We start from the raw sequence: 13,403 nt of genomic DNA, 5'->3' as shown, positions 1-13,403 counted from the left end.
TCGGTCCCGCTTCGATCTCAACGGTCGTGATTTGCTCCATTTGAGGCAAGGAACGGAAATCACCATCAGTGGTGAAGGCGAGTTTCGCAAGCTGGAAAGCATCAGCCAATACGTGCTGGCCGCGTCGTTGCAAGGTGAGCCGGCAGCGTTGACGGATCAGGTGGTGGTGCTCGACCAGCCGGTGCCAATCAAGGCCGGGAATCTGATAGGCCATATCGGTCAATATCACGAATGCCGTGCCGAGTACCCGGAAGAGAAACTGCACCTGGAAGTGTTCAGTGGCGATGACGTCGATATTTTCATCGAGGCCAGTCGTGCCTGGGCTCAGCGCCTGCCAGATAAAGACAAGACCTGGCTGAAGCTGGCCAAGGGCACGGCCGTGGTGACTCATGAAGACAATGCCACTGCCGCCCGCCTGCAGATGGCGAGTGCCTCCAGCCCACTCAGCACCGCCGACCTGTTGCTCCCCAAAAATGTGCTGGATGCTCTGCCGGCCGACCGAAAAATCCAGGTGCCGGCCAGCCCGAGCCACAACGCCCGCACCTGGTATCGCCTAGACGGGCTGCTACACGACGCGGACAACAACCTGCTCGACGGCTGGGTGCGCGAAGAAGTCGGTGTCACACCATGGCTCAGCCCATGGTCCTGGGAAGGCTACGACATCATCTACGACTACGGCACGCCTCGACATGCCCTCGCCTCGTTCTTCAGCAACATCCGCCACTTCAACGAAACGCAACTCGAACGCTACCGCCCCATGGCCGACGCTGAAGACAAAGGACCGGTAAAGAGCCGCCTCTTCGACATCATCGACCGCAACCGCGACGGCAAAATGACCGCCGAGGAACTACAGGCGGCCATCCGCCTGCCGGCCCATGCGCAATCGATATCGCAACTGATCATTCACAAGGAAAGTGAGTGGTATCACCAGCCACAGAAGTGGGACGCGCTGGACGAGTTGCTCGGCCATAGCGGCTCGACGCCGCATTTGAACTGGTTGGCGGAGAAGCAGCGGATCAAGCAGATAAGTTGGTGGAGTGAGGTAGCGGAGAAAGTGGGGTTGCCGGTGTATGGGAAGGTGTTTCACTTTCATCCGGTGGGGGTGAGTGGATTGCTCAACACGACTGAAAGAAGAATTACTGTGGAACTGTTAGAAAAAGTCACGGGGAAATCTGGCAATTGGTTTACGGGACGAGGAGGTGGACGCAACTTTATTAACGAATTCAAGGCGAGATATCCATTAATACACAAACATGACAAGTATGAATTTGTTGCTAGTTTAAATAAAGCTTTTGAGAGATATCAAATTACAAGCCCGCACCAACAAGCACATTTTATTGCTCAGTGTTTTCACGAGTCAGCGGGCTTCGAAACAACTGTAGAATTTGCGTCAGGTGAGCAGTACGACCCTGGCAGGCATGTCAATGCTGCAGCCAGCGGGAATACGGAAATCGGTGATGGCCCTAGATATAAAGGAAGAGGTCTAATTCAGCTCACTTGGAAAAATAATTATGCAGCTTACTCGAGCTACAGAGGAGTTGACTTTGTACGCTCGCCAAACTTAATTGCCGAAAACATGTTTGATGCCATAGATGTTTCATGTTGGTACTGGCGGCACAACGGCGCGGTAAGTAGACGACACAATGCACGTGGAAACATTAACATCCTTATAGACAACGAGCCCGACAATGTCAGGCTCGTTACGTTGGCGGTAAATGGTGGTGATAATGGACTGCATGAACGAGTAAAAATATACGAAGCGATTAGAGAAGAGTGGGGATTAAATAAATGAACACCATGAAACCGGTATTAACTGCTGGACTTTCACTGGCGCTATGCTTTCTTTCTTTTGGGGTTAATGCTGACCCTTCTCTGCCTATTCTAAAAATTGATAATCGCACACCTCTTGCGATTTCGGTTTCTTTGCAAGGGATTCCTTATTCATTGCCGCCACCTACTAATTTCATGAGGCAAATCGAAGGGATTTATAGCAATGTTTATATTGAGGATTTAGATGGAGATGGAATAGGAGAAGTAATTTTTCGTCTAGAAGGAGACAGCATCAATATCTGCTATAAGGTATTGCAATACAGAGCCGCCAGCAATTCTTTAGATGAATTAATTTTCGATGATGGGGCTTTGTGTAATTTTAGAATCGGAGGTGATTATATCACCAGCTCCTACAGGGATGGCTCGACATGGAGTGAATATTTATATCACATTAGAGATGGGGTAGTTAAGCTTGAGATTCTAGATAGTTGCGTTGGGTGTGGAGAAATAAAGAGAGAGGTGTATCACCCGGATGGGTCAATTACTCGGCTTTTGGTTTCCGATAATGTTGATCATGAGCGTAGAACTCCATTGAGCGCTACGGTTTCATCATTTAAAGCCGTTATTTTTTCTTCGCCAGAGGCTGCAAGGTATACAAAAAAATATTTAGTCCAAGGAGACGAGGTCACACTGCTCGACTTTTTCAAAGACGATGATGGTTCGGATTGGATTGAATTTAGGTTTTCGGGGGTGGCAGTGACCGAAGGATGGTTAAAATGCAGTGACCTAGATAATTGCGAGAATATCAAGTAAATGTTCTCACCGCTGATCACCCACACAGAAAGTAAGTGGAATCAACAGCCACAGAAGTGGGAGGCGCTGGATGAGTTACTCGACCATAGCGGCTCGACGCCGCATTTGAACTGGCTGGCGGAGAAAAAGCGGATCAAGCAATTGATTTGTTAGGGGGACGAGGCGGACAGCGAGGGGTTGCCGGTGCAGGGTAAGGTGTTTCACTTTCATCCGGCGGGGTTGGATGGACAGTTGGCGAAGCTAGGTAGTCCAATTGATGTGGATGAGCTTTTAATGCAATACGAGAAGACACATACGCACTTCTCGCCTGCCATTTTAAAGCAGACATCAAAATTTTCCATGGAGTTTTAACATGACTAAATACTTTCCCCTACTCCTATCGCTACTACTTCTAGCCTGTTCAAAAGCTGCATCTAGAGAAATAGTGAGCGGGCAAACTCCGAGAAGTATCATACTGCGCGATAGCAATAGCGAAGTGATCTACAAGAATATAGTTGGCGACAAAGAAGGTTTCGACCGAAAACTAATAACCATAAATGACTCCCCTGCACTGCGCGCGAGTGCTAGATATAAGTTCTACTACACTCTGACACCTAAGGAGAACGAGATACTAATTGACTGCGCCTACTTTGACGTACGAAATATTTATAATGGCGCCAGAGTATCCACCGCTATATGCGGGCTAAATACACAACTTACCGAGAACTACGATGAGATTGCGCAGGATTATTCAAATACATGGAGAGAGTCATTTTTTTCATTTGACACTAAAGAGATATTTGAGACTGGTATTGGGAAAGATTTTTTCCTGGGAAAAATAGGAGAAATTGAAATCTTTGATAGATACCCATCAGCAAACTCACTAGAAAACTCAGCACCTCAAAAAATCATTAAAAGCCGCTCTGGGTGCTTTAATTTTGCAGATGCTGTTGGGTTTCTGGTTTTTATCAACAAAGATAAGCCCACTCTCCATTACCTTGATGTGCTTCGTTCTGAAGATCCGGTGCGACTTCAAAGAATACAGGAGCAGGATCTAAAAAAATAGCGGTGGAAAAATGTACGTGACGTTTCAGCGTAAATTTTAAACTCAACGAAACGCAACTCGAACGCTACCGCCCCATGGCCGACGCTGAAGACAAAGGACCGATCAAGAGCCGACTGTTCGACATCTTCGACTGCAACTCTCTGAGCTGCCACAGGCTGCGATCCCTTTGTCTTGATTCTCGGCAATCCCAAGCAAATCTAGAAAAGATCACAGCTTTCGGCAGCTCGGGTCGCGATTATTCAGGTGGGTCGAGTTGATCCAGTGCGCGGTTTACCGCCAGTTCACCCAGCATGATCACCTGCGCAATACCCAACAGCGCATTGCGGTTCGTCCCTTCCAGATGATCCACCAGATCGTTGGCCATGACATTGGCCGACGCCAGCGATTCACAGGCATGCACCAGCAAGGTTTCAGTGTTGAGTTCGGGATTGACGATGAACATCGTGCCGGGCTTGCGCGGCATCGCCATGATGTGGGGGCCGGGATTGAGATCGTGGCTTTCGTATGGGGATGCCGGATCGGTGTCCGGGGGATTGGGTGTGACCTTGAACATGGAATGAACCTCTAGCGCGAATAGTAAAGAGCCATCACCCTCGCTACCAAACGAAGGGTGGCGGCCACACGCGGGTTGGTAGACCGGTCGCACTAGAACCCGGCGCCCGCAAGGGAGCCCCGCGCATGACCACCATATAAAACACAGTCCCAAAAAATGACTGCATCAAGGTGGCGCAATGCGCCTAGAACGAAGACGGGCTACCAAACCCGATCGCTGTTTTCCAGCGACCGACAAACGATAAAACCCACCACCAAGGCGCACAAGCCGGCGGATTCTGGCGTACCTGTAGGCAACGACGCAAGGTGTTGTAGCTTGCGGGAAGTAACGCTTACAGCGCTTAAACGCGCACGTTTAAACAGTACTGAATGATTGGATTCAAGCAACCTGCCAGCGCTGAAATCATGATGGAAATACAGGAAACATCCGACGTACTTTTACGTTGAGCCTGCCCCCTCCTATCCCCCAAGGGATATATACACCGCAAAACCCCGATTGCTAGTTTGGCCCCCGACGCACTGATTCATCACTGCAAGGGAGCCCGCCTCGTGAACAACACCCCGCCAAGCGATATCGAATTCTGCAATGTGGTCAAACGCTATGGCGAGGTGCAGGCCGTCAGCGGTCTGGATTTCGCGGTGCGGCGTGGCTCGTTTCATTCCTTTCTCGGCGGCTCGGGCTGTGGCAAGACCACCACCCTGCGCATGATCGCCGGCTTCGAACAGCCCACCAGCGGCGAGGTTCGCCTAGCCGGTAAAAGTGTGGCCGGTGTGCCGGCGTTCGAGCGGCCGGTGAACATGGTGTTCCAGCATTACGCGCTGTTCCCGCATTTGACCGTGGCGCAGAACATCGCCTACGGCCTGCGCTATCGCACCCCGCGCCCGGACAAAAAGCAGCAACTGCGCATGGCCGATGAAGCACTGGAGATGGTGCGCCTGAGCGGCTTTGGCCAGCGCAAGCCGAGTGAACTGTCCGGCGGCCAGCAACAACGTGTCGCCCTCGCCCGCGCCTTGGTCAACAAGCCAACGGTGTTGCTACTCGACGAGCCGCTGGCCGCGCTGGACCGCAAGCTGCGCAAGGAGATGCAATCGGAACTGCTGCGCTTGCAACGCGAGGTCGGCATCACCTTCGTGCTGGTTACCCACGACCAGGAAGAAGCCCTATCGATGAGCGACAGCATCAGCGTGATGCACAACGGTTCGATCATCCAGACCGCCACCCCGGAACAACTCTACGAAGCCCCGGCCAGCCGCTACGTGGCTGATTTTATCGGCGAGTCCAACCTGTTCGACGGCACTGTGCGCCAGCTCAACGGCAACTCGGTGGTACTGCGTACCGAGCAAGGGCTGGAGCTGACCAGCCCGCTGACACCTACCGGCAAAGGCCTGAGCGCCAACGCCGCCGGTTGCATTGCGGTGCGGCCGGAGCTGATCAGCATCGCCAGCGCCAACGCCGAAATGATCCGGGAAGTGAAGCTGCCGGGCTGCGTCGAAGATCGCATCTACCTGGGCAATTCCACCGAGTACCGCGTGCGCACCCAGGCCTTCGGCGTGGTCTGCGTGCGGGTGCCGCGCCAGCAGGACCATGGCGCCAATGCATTCGAACACGGCGCGCCAGTGCGCGTCGGCTGGGATCACGCCAATGGCCTGGCCATGGCGTTGTAAATCATCGATTCGTTTCATCAACCGGATGTGGAGCGTGCTATGGACCAGAAGACTTTTATAAAAACCTTGCGCAGCTGGCAGAACGGCTCGATCAGTCGCCGCGAGTTCCTTGGCCGCACGGGCCTTGGGATCGCCGCCGCCGTGGTCGCCACCAACATGCCCGGCCTGCTGACCTCCACCGCCGAGGCTGCCGAGCAAACCAAACTCGGTGATCGCCTGTCGCTGGCGACCTGGCCGAACTATCACAGCCAGGAAAACCTAGACACCTTCGGCAAGACCACCGGCGCCCGGGTGTCGATGAGCGTGTTCGGTTCCAACGAAGAAATGCTCGCCAAATTGCAGGCCGGCGGCAGTGGCTGGGACGTGCTGGTGCCGACCAACTACACCATCAGCACCTACGTCGGCCTGGGGCTGATCGAGCCGCTGGACCTGTCGCGCATTCCCAACTTCGACGCCTCGGCGTTCCAGCAGAAGTTCATGGCCCAGGGCACGGTGGACGGCAAGGTCTATGCGGTGCCGAAAAACTGGGGCACCACCGGCATGCTCTACGACGCCGGCAAGCTGAAAAACGGCCCCGCCAGCTGGAAGGAATTCTGGGCCGCCGCCCAAGGCCCGGCCAGTGGCCGGACGATGGTCCACGACTACCAGTTGACCGCCATCGGCAACGCGCTGAAAAGCTTCGGCTACAGCTTCAACTCCCTGGACCCGAAAGAACTGGCCGACGCGGAAAAGCTGCTGATCGAGGTCAAGCCGCACCTGTTCGCGATCAACTCCGACATTCAGCCGTCGATGCGCAGCGGCGATGCCTGGCTGGCGATGTCCTGGACCGGCGACGCCTCGCAACTGCACCGCGACAACGCGCAAATGCAGTTCGAACTGGGCAAGGAAGGTGGCGAGCTGTGGAGCGACTTCTTCGCGATTCCGAAAAGCTCGGAGCACAAGGACGCCGCCTACGCCTTCATCAACTACCTGCTCGATCCGCAGCACAACAAGCTCGAAGTGCTGAGCCACGGCTACCCGAGCGGCGACAAGCGTGTCGACGCGCTGCTGCCGGTGGCGATGCTCGACGATCCGATCATGTACCCGGCCGCCGAGGCCCTGAGCCCGCTGGAGTTCGGTGCCGCCGCGACGTTGACCAGCCCGGCCCGCGCCGAACTGATGGCGCGTTTCAAGTCCGCCTGATCGCCTGACCATGGCCAATGAGGAGTCACCCATGAATGCCGTCGCCCACCCGCAAACGGTGCAGCCGGGCCATGCCCTGTCGGTCGAGGTTCGCCAACGGCGCAGCCTCGGCCGGCGCATCACCCTGCTGATGCTCTTGCCTTCGACCCTGTGGTTCCTGCTGCTGTTGTTGATGCCGCTGGTGATCATCCTGGTCTTCAGTTTCGGCGAGCGCAGCGCCGTGGGCGGTTACGCCGGTGGCTTCACCCTAGCCAACTACCTGAACCTCGGTTCTCGCGGCGCGGCGTTCAGCAACACGCTGATGCTGGCACCGCTGGGCACCCTGGTGTGCCTGGTGGCGGCTTATCCATTGGCGTACTTCCTTGCGGTTAAGGTCACGAGGAACCGCTCACTGTTGCTGACCCTGGTGATCGTGCCGTTCTGGACCAGTTTCCTGATCCGCACCTACGCCTGGATTTTCATCCTCAGCGGCAAGGGCATTCCGGCGCTGCTGGCCAGCCTGGGGCTTGAGGATGTGCGGCTGATCAACACGCCGTGGGCGGTGCTGATCGGCATCGTCTACGGCTACCTGCCGCTGATGGTGTTCCCGATCTACGTCAGCCTGGAAAAACTCGACAAGCGCCTGCTCGAAGCCTCGGCGGACCTGGGCGCCAGTGCCTTCGAAAGCTTCCGCCGGATCACCCTGCCACTGTCCGCGCCGGGGATCATCACCGGGGTGATGCTGGTGTTCATCCTGCTGATGGGCGAGTTCCTGATCCCGGCCATTCTCGGCGGCGGCAAGGTGTTCTTTGTCGGCAACGCGCTGGTCGACCTGTTCCTGCAATCGCGCAACTGGCCGTTCGGCAGTGCGCTGGCCATGACGTTGGTGGCGATGATGCTGCTGATCATCGGCGTGTACTTGAAACTGGTGGCGCGCTACGGCGGCCGCCCTGCCGACGGAGGTTTGTGACATGTGGCTGCGCAGCTATTCCACCTCGCTGTACCTGTTTCTCTACGCGCCGATTGCCTTGATCGTGCTGTTCAGCTTCAACGCCGGGCGCAGTGGCCTGGCGTTCCAGTGCTGCTCGGTGCAATGGTTCGGCACAGCGTTCGGCAACCCGTTCATCATGGAGGCGCTGGGCAACAGTGCGCTGATCGCGTTCAGCTCGGCGGTGATTGCCACACTGTTCGGCACCCTGGCGGTGTTCGGCTTGCAGCGCTGCGGCGCCAAAGTGCGCCTGCTATTCGATGCGTTGACCTACTGCGCGATCATCGTGCCGGGCATCGTCATCGGCATCTCGACGCTGATTGCGTTCATCAGCCTGTTCGACCTGATCAACCCGCTGCTGGCGAGCTGGCTGCCGACTGTGCCGAAGCTGAACATGGGGTTCTTCACCGTGATCGCCGCGCATTCGTTGTTTACCATGGCCCTGGTGATGGTGATCGTTCGCAGTCGCGTCGACTCCTTGGACAAGGCCCTGCTGGAAGCCTCGGCGGATCTGTACGCGCCACCGATGGACACCTTCTGGCGGGTGACCCTGCCGCAAATCAGCCCGGCGATCATGGCCGGGTTCCTGCTGGCCTTCACCTTCAGCTTCGACGATTTCATCATCGCGTTCTTCGTCGCCGGTTCCGAAACGACGCTGCCGATCTACATCTTTTCCTCCATCCGCCGCGGCGTGACGCCGGAGATCAACGCGATTTCCACGGTGATCATCTGCGTGTCGCTGGCCCTGCTGTTCACTTCCCGCCATCTGCAAAACCGCCGTACCGGCGTCCAGGAGTCACACCATGCGTGATCAGCTCTACATCAACGGCGAATGGGTCAGCCCGGACCTGGGCGGTTATCTGGACGTGATCGATCCGGCTACCGAACAGGTCTTCCACCGCGTGGCGGCAGGCACTGAAGAGGATGTCGACCATGCCGTGCGTGCGGCCCGGCGTGCCTTCGACAATGGCTGGGGCCAGACCAGCGGCGCCGAGCGCGGGCAATGGCTGGAGGCGCTGGCCGATGAACTGGAAAGTGGTCAGCAGGCGCTGGCAGAACTGGAAGTGCGCGACAACGGCAAACCCTTGCCCGAAGCGCAGTGGGACATTGGCGATGCGATTGGTTGCTTTCGTTACTACGCCGGTTTGGCCCGCGAACTGGACCTGCAACAGGATCAGCCGCTGGCCTTGCCCGACGCGCGTTTCCGCTGCCGCATCCGCCACGAGCCGATTGGCGTGGCCGGGCAGATCATTCCCTGGAACTACCCGCTGCTGATGGCCGCGTGGAAAGTCGCCCCAGCCTTGGCCGCCGGGGCCACAGTGGTGTTGAAACCGTCTGAACTGACGCCGCTGACCGCCCTGGAACTGGCCGCCGCCGCCGATCGTATCGGCTTGCCGGCCGGGGTATTGAACGTGGTCACCGGCCTCGGCGCCGACGCCGGCAGCCCGCTCACCGAGCATCCGGGAGTGGACAAACTGGCCTTCACCGGCAGTGTGCCCACCGGGGCGAAAATCATGTCGGCGGCGGCGCGGGACATCAAGAACATCAGCCTGGAACTGGGGGGCAAGTCTGCGTTCATCGTGTTCGACGACGCCGATGTCGAAGCCGCTGTGGAGTGGATTCTGTTCGGGATTTTCTGGAACCAGGGTCAGGTGTGCAGCGCCACGTCACGCCTGCTGGTGCAGGAAACCATCGCCCCGCGCCTGATCGAACGGCTGGTGGAAGAAACCCGCAAGATCAGCATTGGCCCGGGCATGCAGCCCGGCGTGCTGCTCGGGCCGCTGGTCAGTCAGGGCCAGTACGACAAGGTACTCGGTTTCATCGACCAGGGCCTGGCCAGCGGCGCCCGTTTGCTCACCGGCGGACGGCGCCCGGCGCATCTGGCCGAAGGGTATTTCATTGAGCCGGCAATCTTCGACGAACCGGGGCACAGCAGCATTCTGTGGCGTGAAGAAGTCTTCGGGCCGGTGCTGTGCATCAAGCGTTTCAAGACCGAAGAGCAAGCGCTGCAAATGGCCAACGCCAGCCGCTTCGGCCTGGCCGCCGCCGTGATGAGCGCCGATTTGCAGCGCACCGCCCGGGTCGCCAACCAACTGCGCGCCGGGATCGTCTGGGTCAACTGCTCGCAACCGACCTTCGTCGAAGCGCCCTGGGGCGGGATGAAACACAGCGGCATCGGCCGGGAACTGGGGCAATGGGGGTTGCACAATTATCTTGAGGTCAAGCAGGTGACCGAGTACGTCAGTGACCAGCCGTGGGGGTGGTACTTGAAGTAAACGGGTCGACCTCATCGCGAGCAGGCCGCCCGTCTCGCTTTTGCTTTTGCTTTTGCTTTTGCTTTTGCTTTTGCTTTTGCTTTTGCTTTTGCTTTTGCTTTTGCTTTTGCTTTTGCTTTTGCGGTGAACGCCCCCTCGTGAGGCCGAGCGCAGGTTCTGCGCAGTGGGCAACCCGGCATGGATGCCGGGTTAGCCGCCGCCGGCCATGGATGGCCGATGGCGGCGGGCCCACGGAGCAGGACCGGAGCGAGGGCATGCCGAGCCACAGCGAGGCACCGAACGTCAGGGGCAAAGCGCTTTGGTTACTTTCGCGCTCTTCGAAAGTGACCCGCCGTAAGGGCGGAACCATAAGCGGCAGTTACCGCAGAAACGGATATGTATCGGCTGTGAGCACCGCATCGGCGTACACCCGTTCCCACATTTGTTTTGCTGACCAGCAGGCTTGTGACAACGGGTTATCAACGCGTAACTTGATTGACCTGCCCTTCAACACACGCCGGAGTTGATCCATGCGCATCGCCTTGCTGTCCGACATGCACCTGTCCGTCAACGCGATCCCTTTTCCCGCCGTGGATGCCGATATTGTCGTGCTCGCCGGAGACATCGCCCGGCCGGCCAAGGCCATCGAGTGGGCCAGAGCGTGCCCGGTTCCACTGCTGTACGTGGCAGGCAATCACGAGTTTTATGGCAGTGACCTGATCTCCACCTACGAACAGTTGAACAGCCTGGCGCAAGGCACGCAGATCCACATTCTGGAACGTTCGGAGTACATCCACGACGGCGTGCGTTTTCTCGGCTGCACCTTGTGGTCTGACTATCGCCTGCTCGACAGCCCGGAAGATCGGGCGCTGGGCATCGATCTGGCGACCCAGCTGATCCGTGACTTCAGCCACATCAGGATTGCCCCCGATTTCCCTGACCTGTTCACGCCGGCCATTTCCCAGCTGGTGTTTCTGCAGACGGTCGCCTGGCTGCAAGACTGCTTCACCCGCGACAGCAGCACGCCCACGGTGGTGGTCTCGCATTTCGCCCCGACGCGGTCGAGCATCAGCCCGACGTTTACCGGTTCGCCGATCAACTCAAGCTTTGTCTCGGACCTCGAAGCGCGGATCAAACACTGGCAGCCGGCACTGTGGCTGCATGGCCACACCCATGGCAGCTTTGACTATCGAGTAGGCAACACCCGCGTGGTCTGCAACCCCCGGGGCTATGCCAAAAATGGCATCAATGAAAATCCTGATTTCGATGAGGCTTTCGTGATCGATCTGGAGTTCTGAGGCAATCCTCAAATTGCCAGTTCCAGCGCATCGAACAGCTCGACATCCTCCGAAAGCCTCGGGCGCCCCTACCCCGCGTCTGGCGCGAAACGTTGCGCGTACTCCCTGGGACTCACGCCAAGGCGCCGGACGAACACCTTCCTCAGTACGTCAACGCTGTGATAACCGCATCGGCGTGCGACCTCCTCCATCGACCGTCCGCCCAGTTCAAGCTCCCGGCAGGCCGCTTCCAGCCGAACGTCTTCAACGTACTTGGCCGGGGTGGTCTGCAATTCCCGCTGGAAGATGCGTATCAAGGTTCTGACGCTGGTGGCAAAGCGGTCTGCCAGAATTTCCACGGTCAGCTGCGAACTCAGGTGCTCACTGATCCAGTGGCACAGCTCATCCAGATTTGAACCGGGCACCTGCTGCGATTGCAGGGCGACACTGAACTGCGCCTGCCCACCGGGACGGCGCAGGAACAGCACCAGGTTTTTCGCGATGTCCAGCGCGACGTCATCCCCCAGGTCTTCGCTGACCAGCGCCAAGGCAAGGTCGATGCCCGCCGAGATGCCGGCCGAGGTATAGACGTTGCCGTCCTTGATCCAGATCGGATTCGGATCGACCTGCACCTTGGGATAACGCTCGGCAAGATCGCGTGCCATGCGCCAGTGCGTCGTCGCCCGGCGCCCGTCCAGCAGCCCTGCGTCCGCCAGGGCAAAGGCGCCGACACAGATCGAGCACACCCGTCGCACGCTTTCGGACCTTGTGCGAACCCATTCGATGGCCGCCCCGTCCAGTTGATCGATGGCTTGCCAGCCTGTCGCCACGATCAGCGTGTCGATTGCCTTGTTGGCATGCCGCTCGTGCTCAAGGGTCGCGTGCGCCACGAGCCCGATGCCGGTGCTGCTCGCCATCTGCGGCTCGCCACCGGCGCAGACCAGCTCAAGTACATAGGGCGCGAATGCTCCGTCGTGCAGATTGTTCGCCAGGGAAAACACCTCGGCCGGGCCGATCACATCGAGCCCGTCCACGGGGGGCAGGCCCAATATCACGACGCGTTTTGGCGTACGGCCAATCGATGGACCGCCGGATTTCGTCTTGCTGGTCACGGCTGACTCCTGCGCGTACAAAGCGCCATATTGGCACAAATCATCCGTAAATAGTCAATTGTGCCATCCGCCAAATCCCTAGAGTGAACGGCAAGTCCACTTCATCCCTCGGGAGGCAACATGCATACACCCATCAACATCGGCGGCTTCAGCGCTCCAGACTCCGAGCTCGCCCGCAAAGCGGCTTCGCTCGTGGAGCGTGTCCACTCCAAGGCGCTGCTGCATCACGTACACCGGACATGGTGGTTTGCCGAATTCCTTGGCCAGCGTCGGGGCTCTAAGTATGACCGTGAAGCGGTCTACCTCGCCGCACTGCTGCACGACTTGGGGCTGACGCCCGAGTTTGCCGCCGACCAGCGCTTTGAAGTCGATGGCGCCGATGCCGCCAGTCGTTTTCTGCGGGCAAACGGGTATCCGCAGGCGAAAGCCGAACAGGTCTGGGATGCGATTGCCCTGCACTCCAGCGCCGGCATCGCCGACCGCAAACAGCCGGAAATCGCCCTGATCTATCTGGGCGCCCATGTCGACGTCATGGGGCTGCATCTGGATGAAATCACCCCGTCTCTGGTCGACGACACGCTTGCGCTCTACCCCCGCATCGGCATGAAGGCGGCCTTTACCCAAGCCATTGCCGAGGTGGCCAGGAAGAAACCCCATACGGCCATCGGCACCGGGCTCGCGGATGTCGGACGTCGCCATATCCATGGCTTCGACTGCCCGAATGTCTGCGACCTGATCGACAACGCCCCCTTCGACAGCTGATCC

The 13,403-nt window shown here is 58.0% G+C and carries 13 protein-coding genes; 11 read left to right on the top strand and 2 right to left on the bottom strand.

All coding sequences use genetic code 11. The annotated features are described in order from the left end of the window. The 4 genes from KGA85_RS09195 to KGA85_RS09180 form a co-directional block, all read left to right on the top strand. A partial coding sequence (locus tag KGA85_RS09195) for a glycoside hydrolase family 19 protein (protein ID WP_223543070.1) occupies window positions 1–1,792 on the top strand: 1,792 nt, incomplete at its 5' end. Next, the gene (locus KGA85_RS09190; RefSeq protein ID WP_223456810.1) at window positions 1,789–2,583 is read left to right on the top strand and encodes a hypothetical protein; all 795 of its coding nucleotides are present in this window, start codon (window positions 1,789–1,791) and stop codon (window positions 2,581–2,583) included. The genes KGA85_RS09195 and KGA85_RS09190, both read left to right, overlap by 4 nt. Continuing rightward, window positions 2,584–2,736 carry a hypothetical protein gene (locus KGA85_RS09185; RefSeq protein WP_223456808.1) on the top strand — a complete coding sequence of 51 codons (153 nt, stop codon included), beginning with the start codon at window positions 2,584–2,586 and terminating at the stop codon, window positions 2,734–2,736. Between the two features lie 199 nt (window positions 2,737–2,935). Beyond that, entirely contained in the window at window positions 2,936–3,628 is a 693-nt protein-coding gene (locus KGA85_RS09180) for a hypothetical protein (protein ID WP_223533269.1), read from the top strand. Between the two features lie 235 nt (window positions 3,629–3,863). Here KGA85_RS09180 and KGA85_RS09175 read toward each other — a convergent pair whose 3' ends face one another. Continuing rightward, window positions 3,864–4,181, bottom strand: a complete 318-nt coding sequence (locus KGA85_RS09175; RefSeq protein ID WP_223456804.1) for a DUF6124 family protein — start codon at window positions 4,179–4,181, stop codon at window positions 3,864–3,866. Window positions 4,182–4,729: 548 nt separating this feature from the next. Between KGA85_RS09175 and KGA85_RS09170 the strand changes: the two genes are divergently transcribed. The 6 genes from KGA85_RS09170 to KGA85_RS09145 all read left to right on the top strand — a co-directional run bounded on the left by KGA85_RS09170 (window position 4,730) and on the right by KGA85_RS09145 (window position 11,547). After that, the gene (locus KGA85_RS09170; RefSeq protein WP_223543069.1) at window positions 4,730–5,845 is read left to right on the top strand and encodes an ABC transporter ATP-binding protein; all 1,116 of its coding nucleotides are present in this window, start codon (window positions 4,730–4,732) and stop codon (window positions 5,843–5,845) included. Window positions 5,846–5,884: 39 nt separating this feature from the next. Further along, the gene (locus KGA85_RS09165) at window positions 5,885–7,027 is read left to right on the top strand and encodes a PotD/PotF family extracellular solute-binding protein (RefSeq protein ID WP_223456800.1); all 1,143 of its coding nucleotides are present in this window, start codon (window positions 5,885–5,887) and stop codon (window positions 7,025–7,027) included. Window positions 7,028–7,058: 31 nt separating this feature from the next. Continuing rightward, window positions 7,059–7,976, top strand: coding sequence for an ABC transporter permease (locus KGA85_RS09160; RefSeq protein WP_223456798.1), 918 nt, complete (start codon window positions 7,059–7,061; stop codon window positions 7,974–7,976). A 1-nt stretch (window position 7,977) separates the two neighbouring features. Beyond that, window positions 7,978–8,805, top strand: coding sequence for an ABC transporter permease (locus KGA85_RS09155; protein ID WP_015095519.1), 828 nt, complete (start codon window positions 7,978–7,980; stop codon window positions 8,803–8,805). Further along, window positions 8,798–10,270, top strand: coding sequence for an aldehyde dehydrogenase family protein (locus tag KGA85_RS09150; RefSeq protein WP_223533272.1), 1,473 nt, complete (start codon window positions 8,798–8,800; stop codon window positions 10,268–10,270). Before KGA85_RS09155 ends, KGA85_RS09150 begins: the two co-directional genes overlap by 8 nt. A 509-nt stretch (window positions 10,271–10,779) precedes the next feature. After that, complete coding sequence (locus KGA85_RS09145; protein ID WP_223456794.1) at window positions 10,780–11,547, top strand: metallophosphoesterase; 768 nt, start codon at window positions 10,780–10,782, stop codon at window positions 11,545–11,547. A gap of 68 nt (window positions 11,548–11,615) precedes the next feature. On the opposite strand, the gene KGA85_RS09140 is transcribed toward KGA85_RS09145, so the two are convergent. Continuing rightward, window positions 11,616–12,638 carry a GlxA family transcriptional regulator gene (locus KGA85_RS09140; protein WP_223456793.1) on the bottom strand — a complete coding sequence of 341 codons (1,023 nt, stop codon included), beginning with the start codon at window positions 12,636–12,638 and terminating at the stop codon, window positions 11,616–11,618. Window positions 12,639–12,758: 120 nt separating this feature from the next. Here KGA85_RS09140 and KGA85_RS09135 point away from each other — a divergent pair, with 120 nt between their 5' ends. Further along, window positions 12,759–13,400, top strand: a complete 642-nt coding sequence (locus KGA85_RS09135; protein WP_223456791.1) for an HD domain-containing protein — start codon at window positions 12,759–12,761, stop codon at window positions 13,398–13,400. The last annotated feature ends 3 nt before the right edge of the window (window positions 13,401–13,403 follow it).

Origin of the sequence: Pseudomonas sp. GL-B-12 (assembly GCF_019955895.1) — a bacterium.
Classification (GTDB): Bacteria; Pseudomonadota; Gammaproteobacteria; order Pseudomonadales; family Pseudomonadaceae; genus Aquipseudomonas.
Note: the sequence above shows the minus strand (reverse complement) of the source record. Positions and strands in the feature narration are given on the sequence as shown.